Source organism: Streptomyces sp. NPDC007901, assembly GCF_042959465.1.
GTDB lineage: Bacteria > Actinomycetota > Actinomycetes > Streptomycetales > Streptomycetaceae > Streptomyces.
On the sequence record NZ_JBIBKW010000026.1, the window covers coordinates 44,242 to 60,286 of the forward strand.

Annotated in this window: 15 protein-coding genes; 7 read left to right on the forward strand and 8 right to left on the reverse strand. The window is 72.5% G+C overall.

The window, feature by feature from the left end:
• Positions 1-66: 66 nt before the first annotated feature.
• The gene (locus ACFZDK_RS47775) at positions 67-456 is read right to left on the reverse strand and encodes a cell division protein SepF (protein WP_390983352.1); all 390 of its coding nucleotides are present in this window, start codon (positions 454-456) and stop codon (positions 67-69) included.
• Between the two features lie 305 nt (positions 457-761).
• On the opposite strand from ACFZDK_RS47775, the gene ACFZDK_RS47780 reads away from it, so the two are divergent.
• The gene (locus tag ACFZDK_RS47780; protein ID WP_390983354.1) at positions 762-2,465 is read left to right on the forward strand and encodes a hypothetical protein; all 1,704 of its coding nucleotides are present in this window, start codon (positions 762-764) and stop codon (positions 2,463-2,465) included.
• Between the two features lie 3 nt (positions 2,466-2,468).
• Here the strand turns inward: ACFZDK_RS47780 and ACFZDK_RS47785 are convergent, their stop codons facing one another.
• Positions 2,469-2,984, reverse strand: a complete 516-nt coding sequence (locus ACFZDK_RS47785) for a YceI family protein (protein ID WP_390983357.1) — start codon at positions 2,982-2,984, stop codon at positions 2,469-2,471.
• Between the two features lie 89 nt (positions 2,985-3,073).
• Between ACFZDK_RS47785 and ACFZDK_RS47790 the strand changes: the two genes are divergently transcribed.
• The 4 genes from ACFZDK_RS47790 (at position 3,074) to meaB (ending at position 8,668) form a co-directional block, all read left to right on the forward strand.
• On the forward strand, positions 3,074-3,601 hold the full coding sequence (locus ACFZDK_RS47790; RefSeq protein WP_390983359.1) for a MarR family winged helix-turn-helix transcriptional regulator: 528 nt from the start codon (positions 3,074-3,076) through the stop codon (positions 3,599-3,601).
• Positions 3,602-3,684: 83 nt separating this feature from the next.
• On the forward strand, positions 3,685-5,490 hold the full coding sequence (locus tag ACFZDK_RS47795; protein WP_390983361.1) for a methylmalonyl-CoA mutase family protein: 1,806 nt from the start codon (positions 3,685-3,687) through the stop codon (positions 5,488-5,490).
• Positions 5,490-7,649 carry a methylmalonyl-CoA mutase gene (gene scpA / locus ACFZDK_RS47800; protein ID WP_390983364.1) on the forward strand — a complete coding sequence of 720 codons (2,160 nt, stop codon included), beginning with the start codon at positions 5,490-5,492 and terminating at the stop codon, positions 7,647-7,649. Before ACFZDK_RS47795 ends, scpA begins: the two co-directional genes overlap by 1 nt.
• On the forward strand, positions 7,646-8,668 hold the full coding sequence (gene meaB, locus ACFZDK_RS47805) for a methylmalonyl Co-A mutase-associated GTPase MeaB (protein ID WP_390983367.1): 1,023 nt from the start codon (positions 7,646-7,648) through the stop codon (positions 8,666-8,668). The genes scpA and meaB overlap by 4 nt, the downstream gene beginning before the upstream one ends.
• On the opposite strand, the gene ACFZDK_RS47810 is transcribed toward meaB, so the two are convergent.
• From ACFZDK_RS47810 to ACFZDK_RS47830, 5 genes are all read right to left on the reverse strand, one after another.
• Complete coding sequence (locus ACFZDK_RS47810) at positions 8,656-9,231, reverse strand: sigma-70 family RNA polymerase sigma factor (protein ID WP_390983369.1); 576 nt, start codon at positions 9,229-9,231, stop codon at positions 8,656-8,658. The genes meaB and ACFZDK_RS47810 overlap by 13 nt on opposite strands.
• A 124-nt stretch (positions 9,232-9,355) precedes the next feature.
• Positions 9,356-10,015: a hypothetical protein gene (locus ACFZDK_RS47815; protein ID WP_390983372.1), complete on the reverse strand. Its 660-nt coding sequence runs from the start codon at positions 10,013-10,015 to the stop codon at positions 9,356-9,358.
• A gap of 157 nt (positions 10,016-10,172) precedes the next feature.
• Positions 10,173-10,946, reverse strand: a complete 774-nt coding sequence (locus ACFZDK_RS47820; RefSeq protein ID WP_390983375.1) for a hypothetical protein — start codon at positions 10,944-10,946, stop codon at positions 10,173-10,175.
• 97 nt (positions 10,947-11,043) lie between these two features.
• Entirely contained in the window at positions 11,044-11,769 is a 726-nt protein-coding gene (locus ACFZDK_RS47825; protein WP_390983377.1) for an alpha/beta fold hydrolase, read from the reverse strand.
• Positions 11,770-11,802: 33 nt separating this feature from the next.
• Entirely contained in the window at positions 11,803-12,774 is a 972-nt protein-coding gene (locus tag ACFZDK_RS47830) for an alpha/beta hydrolase fold domain-containing protein (protein WP_390983380.1), read from the reverse strand.
• Between the two features lie 256 nt (positions 12,775-13,030).
• On the opposite strand from ACFZDK_RS47830, the gene ACFZDK_RS47835 reads away from it, so the two are divergent.
• Together ACFZDK_RS47835 and ACFZDK_RS47840 are read left to right on the forward strand one after the other, a co-directional pair.
• Positions 13,031-14,269 carry an MFS transporter gene (locus tag ACFZDK_RS47835; RefSeq protein ID WP_390983382.1) on the forward strand — a complete coding sequence of 413 codons (1,239 nt, stop codon included), beginning with the start codon at positions 13,031-13,033 and terminating at the stop codon, positions 14,267-14,269.
• Positions 14,270-14,613: 344 nt separating this feature from the next.
• The gene (locus tag ACFZDK_RS47840) at positions 14,614-15,483 is read left to right on the forward strand and encodes a LysR substrate-binding domain-containing protein (RefSeq protein WP_390983385.1); all 870 of its coding nucleotides are present in this window, start codon (positions 14,614-14,616) and stop codon (positions 15,481-15,483) included.
• Positions 15,484-15,526: 43 nt separating this feature from the next.
• Here ACFZDK_RS47840 and ACFZDK_RS47845 read toward each other — a convergent pair whose 3' ends face one another.
• Positions 15,527-15,991 (reverse strand): DUF5709 domain-containing protein, encoded by a 465-nt coding sequence (locus ACFZDK_RS47845; protein ID WP_390983387.1) that lies wholly within the window; start codon positions 15,989-15,991, stop codon positions 15,527-15,529.
• Positions 15,992-16,045: the final 54 nt, after the last annotated feature.

Below are 16,045 nucleotides of genomic sequence, written 5' to 3' on the forward strand. Positions count from 1 at the left end.
CGTCTCTCAGCCGGACGGGGACACCGCCAGGCCGCCCCGCCTGCCCGCCGCCGGCGATGCCGGCTCTCAGGTCCCCGAAACCCCCGCCCCCTCCATCAGCCCGCTGACCTCCGTGCCGGGCGGGGTGAGGAGGAAGACGTTGCGGTCGACGCGGTGCATGCCGCTGGACAGGCCGAAGACCACGCCGGTGCTGAAGTCGAGGACGCGTTTGGCGACCTCGGTCTCGGCGCTGGTGAGGTCGAGGAGGACCGGTATCCCGGCCATCAGCGTCTCGGCGACCTCGCGGGCGTCGGCGAAGACATTGACCCGCAGGACGACGAAACGGCGCCGTGTCTCGGTCTCCGCGTCCGGCAGCGCACGGTGGCCGACCGCGGAGGGCCACGCGTCACGGCCCCGCAGCGGCACGACCTGGGCGAGCCCCTCCCACTGTTCATCGGTGACGTCGTAACGGCTCACCGGCTCCCCCTGACCTGACTCGCACTCGATGCCTGCACCAGCCAATTCTTACGCCAAGCCACCCGTTCGGCCCAACAGCGACACGAAGGGCGAGCGGGTCCGGGCGGCGATCGGTGCTGATCGGTGCACAAAGGCGTGATCTTGTCACTATTCAGGCGATTGCGGCGCATTGGGGGCTTCTTACCGCCCTCACACCGGACTCTTCTCCTCCAGGAACACCCCGCTCACCCCCCGCGATTACCGTCCGGTGCGTGCACTTGGCAGAAACACAACAGGTGACACCCGACCGGCGGACACAGTCGGCGGTGTCCGCCACTCCGGGAGATACCGGAGCCCCCGCGCAATGGCACCGCGTCCTGACCGTCCTCGCCGACATCAGTCTGTTCATCGGCACCCGCTCGATCTGGACACAGGCGGCGACGCACCACCTGGTCCTGGCGGCCGCGATCTCGCTCTGTTATGTCTCGATCCTGGTCTCCGGCGTACTGGCGCTGACGGTCCGCAGGACCCGTTCGCTGGCCCGTCTCGACCTGGTGGTGCTGGTCACGGCCGTGGCCCTCGCGCTGTGCGCCTGGGCCCTGAACCACAACGGCGGCGACGAGGGCGCCCTCACCACCCAGGCGGCCAGGGAACTCGTCGCCGGCCACGCCGTCTACGGACAGCCGTGGCCCTGGCTGTTCCACGGCACGGGCATCGCCCTCACGCCGACGATAGGCGGCAGCTACGACTACACCTACGGCTATCCCCCGCTCGCCCCGCTCCTGACCGCCCCGCTGCTCTGGCTCGGCCACCACGGCGCCCCGGCGACGGCGGTGTGCACGGGCGCGCTGATCGCCGGCACGATCGCGCTGTGGCGGATGCTCCCGGCCCCGTGGCGGTCGGCGGCGACGATGGCCTGCCTGGGGTTCGGTTTCCTCTCGACGTACGCCCGGGTCGGCTACCCGGCGGTCATCGCGCTGGCCCTGCTGATCCCGGTGGTGGTGCGCTGGCCGCAGATCGGGCAGGGCGGCCGGCTGGGCGCGGCCGGCATCGCCCGGGCCGCGTGCCTGGGGGCCGCGTGCGCGGCGCAGCAACTGCCGTGGTTCGTCACACCGTTCCTGCTGGCCGGGGTCTACGCGGTGCGGCGCGGTGAGCTCGGCGGCCGGGCGGCCGGCCTGGTGGTGCTGCGGATCACCGGCGTCGCCGTCACCGTGTGGCTGCTGATCAACACGTACTTCATCGTGTCCGAGCCGGGCCGCTGGCTGGCCGGGATCGCGCTGCCGCTGACCCAGGGCGCCGTGGTGCACGGCCAGGGCCTGGTGGACATCACGCTGTACTACACGAACGGCAGCGACCGCATCGACTGGTACTCGCACGCGAGCATGCTGCTCGCGGCGGCCCTGCTCGCCCTGTTCGTGCTGTTCGTACGGCGCCTCGGCCCGGCCGCGACCGTGCTGCCCTGGCTGGCCTTCTACCTGGCGACGCGCTCCCAGGACGGCTACTACCTGATGATGACGCCGCTGTGGCTGGCCGCGGCCGTGACCGCGCCGCTGCCGGAGTTCGAGCGGGCCTGGCAGCCGCGCCCGGCCTTCCTGACCGGGCCCCGGCGCCGGACCGCCCTGGTCGCGACGATCGCGCTGCTGCTCGCCCCGGCGCTGGCGAGCGCGGCCCTCGCGGCGTCCGGCAGGCCTCCGCTGCGGATGGAGGTCACGGCACTGCGCCGGACCGGGAAGTCGGCGGCGGTGGTGCGGGAGATGACCCTGAAGGTGGTCAACACGGGGAGCACCGCGCTCACCCCGCACTACACGCTCACCACCGGCCAGGGCATGAGCATGTACTGGCTGCTCGTGCGGGGTCCGGCGACGATTCCCGGGCACGGCACCGCGAGCGTCGAACTCCGCCCGCCGAACGGCCGGTTCGGGATCCCCACCAAGCCGAGCACCCGGATCCGGCTGCGCGCCTTCACGGCGGACCCGCAGACCCTGTCCAGCCAGGACGTCCGGCTGCGCAGGACGGCGACCGGCCGGTGAGGGTCAGGCCGCCGCGCGGGTGAAGCGGAGCGTGCCGGTGACCGTGGTCAGGCCGCGGATCATGCCGCCCTGGTTCCAGCCCATCCCGAACTCGTTGCGGTCCACCGTGAACTCGGCCTCCAGCGTGAGCCCGTCCGCGTCGGCGGAGACCAGCTTCGCGGTGATCTTCTGCGGCCTGCTGATGCCCCGCACGGTCAGCTGACCGTCGACGTCCACCGCGTCGCCCGCGCCCCGCACGGCAGCGCGCACCGCGAAGGTGATCTCCGGGTGGTTGGCGGCGTCGAAGAAGTCGGCCGAACGCAGGTGGTCGTCGCGCTTCTTGTTCTTGGTGTCCAGCGAGGCCGCGTCGATCGCCAGCGTGCCGGTGGCGGTGCCGTCGGCGGCGACCTCGCCCCGGCCGGTGAGGCCCGCGAAGGTGCCCTTGACGGTGACCAGGCCCCACATCGTCTTGTGCCGGAGGGCGACGGCGGAGGCGGTCGGGTCGAGCTGCCAGAGGCCGGTTTCCACGGTGACGGGCATGGCCTTACTCCGATCAATTGATGTTTCAAATTTGGATGATGTCACGCTAGCCCAATATGCAAATTTGGACAACAGGTAGAATCGACGGCATGGCCGCCTCCCAGGAACACCCCGCCGAGCTGCCCGAATGCCCGTCCCTCAGGGGTGACGGACTGCTCCCCGCCGAGCTGCGCGCCTGGATGCTGCTGCTGGCCGCGACGGGCGCGGTGGAGCAGCGGCTGCGGTCGGTCGTGAAGGAGACCCTGGACGTCTCGCACGACGAGTTCCTGATCCTGTGCCTGCTGGCCGAGCAGCCCCGGGAAGGGCTGCGCATGACCCGGATCGCCGAGCTGCTGGGCCGCCCCAAGACCCGCCTCACCTACCAGATCGCCTGCCTCCAGCACGGCGGCCTGGTCACCCGGAAGTCGGTCTGCGGCGACAGGCGGGGCATCGAGGTCGCCCTCACCGACAAGGCCCGCGGACTCCTCAGGGACACCTCCGCCACCTTGGCCGGAACGGTCGGCCAGGCGGTCGCGCAGGTCATCGGCCCCGAGCAGCGTCAGGCGCTGTACGCGCTCGTGCCGAAGCTCGCGGACGACACGCACGGACCGCACGAATCAGGCCACTTCACCCCCTAGAGGCGCAGGTCACAGCCACAGGGAGGGCAAGGTCACAGCCCCGCCACCCATGCACTTCTGACGGTCTGCCCTAGCATCCGAGCATGACGGTCCTGCCTGACGACGGGCTCTCCCTGGCCGCCGAGTTCCCTGACGCGACACACGAGCAGTGGCAACGCCTTGTCGAGGGTGTGCTGCGCAAGTCGGGCAAGGAAGTCTCGGGCGAGGCCGCTGAGAACGCCCTGTCCACGACGCTGGAGGACGGGCTGCGCACCCGCCCCCTCTACACCGCGCGCGACACCGCGCCCGAACCCGGCCTGCCCGGCTTCGCGCCCTTCGTGCGCGGCGGCCGCCCCGAGGGTGGCACCGACGGCGGCTGGGGCATAAGGCAACGGCACGCTGCCGCGCCCGACGGCGCGGTCCTGGCCGACCTGGAGAACGGCGTCACCTCGCTCTGGCTGGTGCTCGGCGAGGGCGGCATCCCCGTCGACGGCCTGGGCCGGGCGCTGGAGGGCGTCTACCTCGACCTGGCGCCGGTCGTCCTGGACGCGGGCCGGGACGCCGAGGCGGCCGCCGCCGAGCTGTTCCGGGTGTACGAGGCGAAGGGCGTCGCTCCCGAGGCCGTACGCGGCAACCTGGGCGCCGACCCGCTCGGCTACGAGGCCCGCACCGGCACCGCCCTCCCCTTCGCTCCCGTCGCCGAACTGGCGAAGCGGTGCGCCGAGGGGTTCCCGGGGCTGCGCGCGCTGACCGTGGACGCGCTGCCGTACCACGAGGCGGGCGGTTCGGCCGCGCAGGAACTGGGCGCCTCGCTGGCCACCGGCGTGGCCTACCTGCGGGAGCTGACCGAGGCCGGCCTGGGCGTCGAACAGGCCCTGGGGCAGCTGGAGTTCCGGTACGCGGCGACCGCCGACCAGTTCCTGACGATCGCCAAGCTGCGGGCGGCCCGCCGGCTGTGGGCGCGGGTCGCCGAGGTCAGCGGAGCGGCCGACGCGGGCGCCCAGACGCAGCACGCCGTCACCTCGCCGGTGATGATGAGCCGCCGCGACCCGTGGGTGAACATGCTCCGCACGACGATCGCGACGCTGGCCGCCGGGGTGGGCGGCGCCGATTCCGTGACCGTGCTGCCCTTCGACCACGCGCTGGGCCTGCCAGACGCCTTCGCCCGCCGGATCGCCCGCAACACCTCGACGATCCTGGTCGAGGAGTCGCACCTGGCCCGGGTCGTCGATCCGGCCGGCGGCTCCTGGTACGTCGAGCAGCTGACCGACGAACTCGCCCACGCCGGCTGGGAGTTCTTCCGGACGATCGAGCGCGACGGCGGCCAGGCGGCCGTGCTGCGCTCCGGCCGGCTGCGCACCGACCTCGCGACCACCTGGGCCGAGCGCTCCAAGAAGCTCGCCAAGCGCCGCGAACCCATCACCGGCGTCAGCGAGTTCCCGCTCCTGGCCGAGAAGCCGGTGGAGCGCGAGCCCGCGCCCGAGCCGCCGTCGGGAGGTCTCCCCCGGGTCCGCCGGGACGAGGCGTTCGAGGAGCTGCGCGCCCGCTCGGACGCCCATCTCGCGGCCACCGGCGCCCGCCCCCGGATCCACCTGGCGACGCTCGGCTCGGCCACCGAGTACACGGGCCGCGCGACCTTCGCCTCGAACCTCTTCCAGGCGGGCGGCATCGAGCCGGTCACCGGGGGAAGCTTCGAGGAGAGCGGTGCCACCGAGGCGGTGCTCTGCTCCAGCGACGCGCAGTACGCCGAACAGGCCGCGCGGACGGCCGAGTCGCTGAAGGCGGCCGGTGCCCGGCACGTGTTCCTCGCGGGCCGGGGCGACTTCCCCGGCATCGACTCGTACGTCTTCGCGGGCTGCGACGCCGTGGCCGTGCTGTCCGAGACCCTCGACCGCATGGGAGTGTCCTGATGGGAATCCCCGACTTCTCCGGCATCGAACTGGGGACCCCCGTCACCGAGGGCAGCCCCGAGGAGTGGCGGGCGGCCGGCGGTGACCTGCCGCTGTGGGAGACCCCGGAGGGCATCGGGGTCAAGCCGCTCTACACCGGCCGCGACCTGGAGGGCCTGGACTTCCTCGGGACCTACCCGGGCATCGCGCCGTATCTGCGCGGCCCCTACCCGACGATGTACGTCAACCAGCCCTGGACCATCCGCCAGTACGCGGGCTTCTCCACCGCCGAGGAGTCCAACGCCTTCTACCGGCGCAACCTGGCGGCCGGCCAGAAGGGCCTCTCGGTCGCCTTCGACCTGCCCACCCACCGGGGCTACGACAGCGACCACCCGCGCGTGACCGGTGACGTCGGCATGGCGGGCGTGGCCATCGACTCGATTCTCGACATGCGCCAGCTCTTCGACGGCATCCCGCTGGACAGGATGACCGTGTCGATGACGATGAACGGCGCGGTGCTGCCCGTGCTGGCGCTGTACATCGTGGCGGCGGAGGAACAGGGCGTACCGCCCGAGAAGCTGGCCGGGACCATCCAGAACGACATCCTCAAGGAGTTCATGGTCCGCAACACCTACATCTATCCGCCGAAGCCGTCGATGCGGATCATCTCCGACATCTTCGCCTTCACCTCCCAGCGGATGCCCCGCTACAACTCGATCTCCATCTCCGGCTACCACATCCAGGAGGCCGGCGCCACGGCCGACCTGGAGCTGGCGTACACGCTCGCGGACGGCGTCGAGTACATCCGGGCGGGCCGGGAGGCGGGCCTGGACGTGGACGCGTTCGCGCCCCGGCTCTCCTTCTTCTGGGCGATCGGCATGAACTTCTTCATGGAGATCGCGAAGCTCAGGGCGGCCCGTCTGCTCTGGGCCAAGCTGGTCGACCAGTTCGAGCCGAAGAACACCAAGTCCCTCTCCCTGCGCACCCATTCGCAGACCTCGGGCTGGTCGCTGACCGCGCAGGACGTCTTCAACAACGTCACGCGTACGGCCGTGGAGGCGATGGCGGCGACCCAGGGCCACACCCAGTCGCTGCACACCAACGCCCTGGACGAGGCCCTGGCCCTGCCGACGGACTTCTCCGCGCGCATCGCCCGCAACACCCAGCTGCTCATCCAGCAGGAGTCGGGCACGACGAGGGTCATCGACCCGTGGGGCGGCAGCGCCTACGTGGAGCGGCTGACGTACGACCTCGCCCGCAAGGCCTGGGCGCACATCCAGGAGGTCGAGGCAGCGGGCGGCATGGCCAAGGCGATCGACGCCGGCATTCCCAAGCTGCGCATCGAGGAGGCCGCGGCCCGCACCCAGGCCCGGATCGACTCCGGCCGGCAGCCGGTGATCGGCGTCAACAAGTACCGCGTGGAGAGCGACGAGGCGATCGAGGTCCTCAAGGTCGACAACTCCTCCGTCCGCGCCCAGCAGATCGAGAAGCTGCGGCGGCTGCGGGCCGAGCGGGACGAGACGGCGTGCCGGGACGCGCTGGACGCGCTGACCCGGGCGGCGGACGGCGACGGCAACCTGCTGGAGCTGGCCGTGCACGCGGCCCGCGCCAAGGCCACCGTCGGTGAGATCTCGGACGCCCTGGAGAAGGTGTACGGCCGGCACGCGAGCCAGATCCGTACGATCTCCGGTGTGTACCGCAACGAAGCAGGCGAGTCCCCGAACGTGGACCGCACCCGCGCCCTGGTCGACGCGTTCGACGAGGCCGAGGGGCGCCGCCCGCGCATCCTGGTCGCCAAGATGGGCCAGGACGGTCACGACCGCGGCCAGAAGGTGATCGCCACCGCCTTCGCCGACCTCGGCTTCGACGTCGATGTCGGCCCGCTGTTCCAGACCCCTCAGGAGGTCGCCCGCCAGGCGGTGGAGGCGGACGTCCACGTGGTCGGCGTGTCCTCGCTGGCGGCCGGCCACCTCACCCTCGTACCGGCGCTGCGCGAGCAGCTCGCCGAGGAGGGCCGGGAGGACATCATGATCGTGGTCGGCGGTGTCATCCCGCCGCAGGACGTGCCGACCCTGCTGGAGATGGGCGCCACGGCCGTGTTCCCGCCCGGGACGGTGATTCCGGACGCGGCCTACGACCTGGTCGAGCGGCTGTCGGCGGAACTCGGGCACGACCTGTGATCGATGTCGACGCCTATGTGAAGGGTGTGCTCGACGGGAAGCGCGCGGTGATCGCCCGCGCCATCACCCTCGTCGAGTCCACTCGTCCACAACACCGGGCGTTGGCACAGGAGTTGCTCACCGAGCTGCTCCCGCACAGCGGCCGGGCGCGGCGGATCGGCGTCAGCGGGGTGCCGGGCGTGGGCAAGTCGACGTTCATCGACGCGTTCGGCACGCTGCTGACGGGCCTGGGGCACCGGGTCGCCGTGCTCGCCGTGGACCCGTCGTCGACGCGAACCGGCGGCTCGATCCTCGGGGACAAGACCCGGATGGAGCGGCTGGCCGTCGACCCGAACGCCTTCGTCCGGCCCTCGCCCAGCGCGGGCACGCTGGGCGGGGTCGCGAAGGCGACCCGGGAGTCGATGGTGGTCATGGAGGCCGCCGGGTACGACGTGGTCCTCGTCGAGACCGTCGGCGTCGGGCAGTCCGAGACCGCGGTCGCCGACATGGTCGACTCCTTCCTGTTGCTCAGCCTGGCCCGCACCGGCGACCAGCTCCAGGGCATCAAGAAGGGCGTCCTGGAACTCGCCGACGTGATCGCCGTCAACAAGGCGGACGGCCCGCACGAGCGCGACGCGCGCTCCGCCGCCCGGGAACTGGCGAGCGCGCTGCGGCTGATGCACGGGAAGGACGCGTTCTGGACTCCCCCGGTGCTGAGTTGCAGCGCGCGGGAGTCGACGGGCCTCGAGCTGGTCTGGGAACGCCTTGAGCAGCACCGGGCGTTGCTGGACTCGACCGGGCGGCTCGCGGACAAGCGCCGTGAGCAGCAGGTGGGCTGGACCTGGTCGATGGTGCGGGACGAACTGCTCGGGCGGCTGCACGCCCACCCTGCCGTGCGCGCGGCCGCCCCCGACCTCGAACAGCAGGTCAGGGACGGCTCGTTGACGGCGACCCTGGCCGCCGAACGCATTCTGCGAGCGTTCGAAGGGCCTTCCGAAGGGTCTCTCGAAAGGCCTTCCGAAGGGCCTCAGGCCAGCTGATCCTGGAGCGCCTCGCGGGCCCGGGCCACCCGGGAGCGGACCGTGCCGACGGGACAGTCGCTGACCTCGGCGGCCTCCGCGTAAGGCAGCCCGACGAGCTGGGTGAGGACGAACGCCTCACGCCGTTCGTCGGGCAGCGCCGCGAGGAGGTCGAGCAGGACGACCCCCTCCTCGAAACCCGGCAGCCCGTACGGCTGGGCGCGCTCGACGGCGAGTTGCCAGTCGAGGACGTCCGCCGGGCGCGGCCGGGCGGCGGCGTACCGGTGGCTGTCCACGACGGCCCGGCGGGCGATCGACAGCAGCCAGGAACGGGCCGAACCGTGTCCCTCGAAGCGGTGCAGGCTGCCCAGCGCGCGCAGGAACGTGTCCTGCGCGAGGTCGTCGACCGCCTGCGGGTCGGCGCAGAGATGGGCGACGTACCGCAGGACGTCGCGGTGCAGGGCCCGTACGAACGCGTCCACGGCGGCGGTGTCGCCGGACCGGGCGGCAAGCGCCCAGGCCGTGATCGACGCGTCGCGTTTCTCGTCCGGCGCAGGACGTGCGGGCAGGACGGAAGTGATCACTCGGTGTCCTTGTGAGAAAGGTGAAGGGGGCGACGGCCCGGTGGCGCTCGCGGTGCTCCAGCGGGCGTACGGCCGCCGTGTTCGTCCGGGGCGCGCAGGGGCGGTCCCGGAACACCAGCTGTCGTCAGATGACAGCCGTCCGCACGGGCGGACCCCGGGAAGTGATCGCGTGGACGAGAAGAAGAAGCCGTGGTGCCCGGTCCGAGCGGCGGCGGTGCGGCCGGGGGCGCGGCCGCTCGGGGGCGGCGGGCAGGGCGAGCAGCAGCCGCAACGGGGCGATGAGCGGTGCGGTGAGCCGGGCGGCCGCGGCCCGGCTGATGCGGAAGGCCGCGCGTTCGCCGTGGCCGAGCCAGAGTCCGCACAGCAGGGCGGCGAGGAGGTGGGCGGCGAGCATGCCGGTGGAGGCGGTGCCGCCGGTGCCGAAGCCTAGGTATTCGGCGGGGCTTATGTGGGCGGGGCCCATGTGCATGGCGGACATGTCACCGGCCATGTCCATGTGCATGGCACCCATGGGGGTGGCGCTGGTGGTCCACACCTGGGCGGCCGAGAAGCCGGAGTGCAGGGCCGTCTGGGCGCCCACCGCGGCGGACGCGACCAGCGGGAGTCCGCGTTCGCGTGCCGACAGGGTCCAGCCGAGGGCGGCGGTGACCGCGGTGCCGGCGGCCAGTGCCCAGGCGGGGACCGGGCTGCCGGACATCAGGACGTGGCCGACGGCGGCGAGCAGCACGCAGACAGCCGCGAACACCGCGGACCGTACTGTGCGTGCGCACCAACCTGCCGTCATGGCGCATCATCCTTGCATCCGGCGTGGTCTCCTTCGGGGAGTGGTACGGGGATCCACAGGTGGCGTGCTCAACTCATAGGTGGGGTGGGGTGGTTCACAGTCGGGTGCGGGTTCGGTGGGGGCTGGTCGCGCCCACGCGGCGGAGCCGCAGATCGATTCAGCCCGGCGCCCCTGGCAGGGCGGCTGCAGCCCAGGGTCCTTCCGGTACCCCCGGGCGGACTTTCGCCGCCGTCACGTCGACCACGATCGTGCGGTCGTCGTCGAGGTCGGACCTGACCCGGCGCAGGTGTCCCGCCCTGTCGATCCAGTAGGTCAGCGGGGATTGATCGAGCTCGGGCGGCGTGCTGGTCGGAGGAGGCGCGGAGAAGACGTCGTACGTTCGGCCGTCGATGCGGTCTTCGCCCAGACGGCGTGGCTTCGACCGGGCGAGCAACCGGGCGTTGTCCGGGTGGTCGGCGGCGAGGCTGAGTGTCAGGCGGAGGGCGGTGTCCAGTGAAGCGGGGCCGTACGTACGGCGGATCCAGGCCGCCGGTCTGACCCGGGCCGCGTCCCGTACCGCCTCCGCCAGCGACGCCGGTTTCGCGAGGGGGCCCGCGCTGCCGTCGATCCTCGGGCGGGCGATGGAGAGTCCGGTGCCGTCCCATGCCAGCAGCCCCCGCTCGGCCGCGTCCCCCGTGTAGAACCAGCCCACCGCCCGGTGCCGGTGCTCGTCGACCACCGCGCGGACCACGGCCGTTCCGCCGGGCAGCGGTGCCCGTACCGTCACCTCGGCCGGGCTGTCCCGGTACGCACGGAACCGGGTGAGGGCCATGCGCCGGGCCTCGTCCGCCGAGAGCGGGCGGGGAGCGTCGCCGCCAACGACGAGGAACGGCAGGGTCCCGCACACTCCCGTCACGACGGCCAGGGCCGCCCAGGTCCAGGGGGATCGCATCGGTGTCCGCATGATCACGTACCTACACGCGGACGGGCCGCGCCCGGTCGACACCGGTGCGCGGCCCGCTCTGCGTCACTCTTGCGGGGTGCGCCGTTTACTCCGTGCCGAGGGACAGCACGGCCGCGCGGATCACGTCCGCGACCTCCTGCGGGTGGGCGAGCATGACCAGGTGCGAGGAGTCGACCTCGACGGTCGTCATTCCGGCGCGCTCGTAGCCGTAGCGCTCGACGTCCGGGTTGATGGTGCGGTCCGCGGACGACACCAGGCCCCAGGACGGCTTGGTCTTCCAGGCGGCGACCGGGGCCGCCTCGGCGAAGGCCGCACCCGCCAGGGGCCGCTGGGAGACGGCCAGCACCTTGGCGAGGTCCGGGTCCACGTCGGCGGCGAAGATCTCGGGGAACCGGTCGGGGTCGACCGTCACGTCGGTGCCGGGCTCGTCGGAGCCCTCGACCGGGAACGGCGTGTACACGAGGGCCGAGGCGAGCTCGGAGTCCGGGAAGCGGCCCTGCAGCTCGCCGAGGCTCTCGCCCTCCTCCAGGGCGTAGCCGGCCAGGTAGACCAGTGCCTGGACGTTCGCCTCGGCACCCGCGACGGTGATGACGGCACCGCCGTAGGAGTGGCCGACCAGGACGACGGGGCCGGGCACGGCCCGGACCACCGAGGCGAGGTAGGCGGCATCACCGGTGAGGCTGCGGTTGGGCACCGCCGGGACGAGCACCTTGAGGCCGTCGGCCTGCAGTTCCGGGACGACCCGGGCGAAGCTGGAGGCGTCCGCGAAGGCGCCGTGCACCAGGACGACGGTGGGCGTGGAGTCGGTCATGGGGATTCCTTGTCGGCGGAGCGGCGCTGCGGGTCAGGCGGTGTGCAGGGCCGTGTGCAGGGTGCGTACGGCCAGCGAGATGGCGGCCTCGGCGGCGTGGGTCCCGCGCAGGGCGTTGAGCATCACGAAGTCGTGGATGATGCCCTGGAAGCGGACGGCGGTGACGGGGACGCCGGCCTCGCGGAGCTTGTTGGCGTAGGCCTCGCCCTCGTCGCGCAGGACGTCGGCCTCGGCGACGACGACCAGGGCCGGGGGCAGGTCCTTGAGCTGCTCGACGGTGGCGCGCAGCGGGCTGGCGGTGATCTGGGCGCGCTCGGCCTCGTCGGTCGTGTACTGGTCCCAGAACCAGAACATGCCGTCGCGGCGCAGGAAGTAGCCCTCGGCGAACTGGTGGTAGGAGTTCGTGTCGAAGCTCGCGTCGGTGACCGGATAGAACAGCACCTGCTGGCGCAGCGGGACACCGCCGCGCTCCTTGGCCATCAGGGTCAGGGCGATCGTCATGTTGCCGCCGACCGAGTCACCGGCCACCGCGATCCGGGTGGCGTCCAGGTCCTTGGTCGCGCCCTGCTCCACGACCCACTGCGCGACGGTCCAGTTCTGCTCGATGGCGACCGGGTAGCGGACCTCGGGCGAGAGGTCGTACTCGGGGAAGACCACGGCCGCCTCGGCGCCGACGGCGAGTTCGCGGACCAGGCGGTCGTGGGTGTGGGCGTTGCCGAAGACCCAGCCGGCGCCGTGGATGTAGATGATCACGGGGAGGGGGCCGGTGGCACCGGCGGGCTTCACGATCCGCGCCCGGACGGTGCCGGTGGGACCGCCCGAGACCGTGATCCACTCCTCGTCGACGGCCGGCTTGGCGATCTCGCCCGACTGCACCTCGTCGACGGCCTTGCGACCGTCCGCCGGGGCCAGGTCGAAGAGGTACGGCGGGTTCGCGGTGGCCTCGACGAAGGCCTGGGCTGCGGGTTCGAGCACCGGCGTGACGGGCGTGAAGGCTTCGGACATGCGAGTCTCCTGGGAATGCGTCGGGCGCACCGGTCGTTCCGGCGCTCCGTGCGTCACGGTAGGAGCCGTGCGGGCCCGCCAGTTGTCCCGGAGCGCACAGTCGGCACCCGGCAGCGCACAGGCGGGTGGGGCGGCCCCAGGTCATCTCTCGTCGAGATGACTGACATCCCGAACCATCGCCGCCGCGGGGGAAGCATCGCGGGCGGCGGAGCGCTGGTGGAGGGTGACAGCCACACCTCCTGTGAAGAAGGTCCCCGTGTCCCAGTCGTCGCCCGAAGTCCGCTCCCCCCGCCGGAAGGCAGCCGCCGAGCCCGCGTACGGGGTGCCGGGCTGGCTGATCGCGCTGTTCGCCGTCGCCTCCGGCATGACGGTGGCCAACCTGTACTACGCCCAGCCGCTGCTGTCCGAGCTGCGCGGTGTCTTCCACATCAGTGAGGCCACCGCGGGCACGTTGATCACGCTCACCCAGGTCGGCTACGTGATCGGCATGATCTTCCTGGTCCCGCTGGGCGACCGGCTGGAGAAGCGGAGCCTGATCACCGCGCTGCTGACGGTGACCACGCTCGCCCTGGTGGCGGCCGGTCTCGCGACCGGGTTCCCCATGCTGCTGGCCGCCTCGCTGATCAGCGGTGCGACGTCGGTGGTGGCGCAGATACTCGTGCCGTTCGCCGCGAGCCTGGCGCCCGACCACGCCCGGGGCCGGGTGGTGGGCCGGGTGATGAGCGGCCTGCTCACCGGCATCCTGCTGTCCCGCACGCTCAGCAGCCTGGTCTCCAGCGTCGCCGGCTGGCGGGTCGTCTACCTCGGCTCGGCCGTGCTGATGGCCCTGCTGGCGGTGGCCCTGCGGGCGGCGCTGCCCCGGCACGCGCCGACCACGTCCGTGCCGTACCACCATGTGCTGCGCTCCACGGTGGCGCTGGTGCGCACCCACCCCGCGCTGCTGCGCCGGGGTCTCTACCAGGCGGCGATGTTCGGCGCGTTCAGTGCCTTCTGGACCACCGTCTCGTACGTGCTGACCGGGCCGCGTTTCCACTACTCCGCCGTCGGTGTCGGCGTCTTCGCCCTGGTCGGGGCAGCCGGTGCGGCCGTCGCCCCGATGGCCGGGCGCTGGGCCGACCAGGGGCTGACCCGGCCGATGACCGGGGCCGCGTTCGGTCTCGCCGCTGTGGCCTTCGCCGCGGCGGGCTTCGGGCAGCACAGCATCGTGCTGATCGCCCTCGCGGCCGTCGCCCTCGACATGGCCGTGCAGACCAGCCTCATCCTCGGCCAGCACACCGTCTACCAGCTGGACCCGCTCGCCCGGGCCCGCCTGAACAGCGCCTTCATCGCCATCTTCTTCATCGGCGGCGCCGTCGGCTCCCAGGTCGGCTCCATCGCCTACCGCACCGACGGCTGGACCGCGGTCAGCCTGTTCGGGGGCGCCCTGCCGGTGCTGGCCCTCCTGTACTGGCTCACCGAACGCCGCCGCGGCGGCGGCGAGGTGCGCACGGCGTAATGGCCGCCAGGGCGACTCATCGACTGACGCCTCCCGCCCCCGGGTCCAGCCGGGGCGGGAGGCGTCAGGCGGTGGGGGCGGCTCTCGGCGGGGGCCGGCACGAGGGCAGTCCCCGCTGGGCCGGCACGAGGGCAGTCCCCGCTGGGCCGGCGCGGCAGCGCAGCGGCAGGGCGATACGGCGGCACGGCGATACGGTCGCACGGCTGTGGCCGTGGGCGTGGTTCCCCGTGGAGTGTCTCCTCGACACTCCCCCGGTCCGGCGCCGGGGAAAGTCGGCGCCTGCCTAGGATGCAGCGGTGATCGCCGCCCGGCCGAGGCGGGTGTTGGGTCGGTGGGAGCGGGCGATGGACCTACGGCAGATGGAAGTCGTCGTCGCGGTGGCGGACGCGGGTGGGTTCACGGCGGCGGCACGGCAGCTGCATGTCGTGCAGTCCGCGGTCTCCGGAGCGGTGCGTGCGCTGGAACGCGAGCTGGGCACCGCGTTGTTCGTCCGGACCACCCACCGGGTCGGGCTCACGCCGGCCGGTGAGGCGTTCGTGCCGGCGGCGCGGCAGGCGTTGCGCGCGGCCGAACTGGCCCGCGAGGCGGTGGACGCGGCGAAGGGCGAGCTGCGCGGTCGCGTGACGGTCGGCACGATGCAGGGGGCCATGGCGAACCTGCCGCGCGCGCTGGCCTCGCTGCGGGCCGAACACCCGCGGGTGGTGGTCCGGTTGCGGCAGGCCGCGGTCATCGACATCCGGCAGGCGCTGCGCGAGGGCACGGTGGATCTGGCGGTGGTGGCGCTGGACCGCCAGCAGCAGCGCGGGCTGGTGACCAAGCTGCTGTCCCACGAGGAGATGGTCCTGGTGGCCTCGCCCCGGCGGAGTCTCACCCTGAGCGGACCGCAGGGCACGGTCGACCTGGCCGACATCGCGGAGCTGCCGCAGGTGGAGTTCACCCCGGGCTGGGCGATCCGCGACGCGGCGGACCGCTCGTTCCGGGCGGCCGGCGTCGAGCGTGCCACGACCTTCGAGGTCAACGACATCGTGGCCGCGTCGGAACTGGTCCGCAACGACCTCGGCGTCTGCATCATGCCGCCGACCATCGCCGGCCGTTTCCCGGACCTGACGACCTACCGGTTCGGCCGGCACGCGCCGAACTGGAAGGTGATGGTGGTACGGCCGCCGGGAGAGCCCCCGGCGGCGGTCGCGGCGCTGTTGCGCCACATCGTCTGACCGCCGCCGGCCCCGTCGCGGCGCTGCCGCGGGTGCGGGTGCGTCAGTAGGTGTCGGAGTCCGGGATCACATGCATCGCGGCCTCCTCCGCCGACGCCCCGGCGCCGTCCAGGCCCCGGTCGGAGGCGAACAGGTCGGAGTCGGTGACCTCGTGCGCGCCCTCGTCCGGTGCGAGCAGCCGTCCGGCGCGGTCGTCGCCGACCTCGTCGTCGAGGAGTTCGCCGTCCGTGTCCCAGGTGTCGCCGAGGTCGTCGCCCTCCGGGACGGCGAGGTCCGGCACCTCCTCGGCGAGCCGCTCGTCCAGGGTCTCCCCGCGCTGTCCCTCGGCCGCGGTGACACCGGTGTGCTCCACGGCCCAGGGCCGCTCCGGCGGCGAGTACCCCTCGTCCAGGGCCTCCTCGCCGGCCCGGTAGTCCAGGGTGTCGGAGGCGTCCAGCAGGCCCGCGTCGTCCTGCACCTCCGAACCGTCCGGCTGGTAGACCTCGTCACCCATCGCCTCGTCGGTCATGCGCGCTCCATCGTCACTCGGGCCATCGGTTCGTTCCGGCCGTCAACCGGAAAG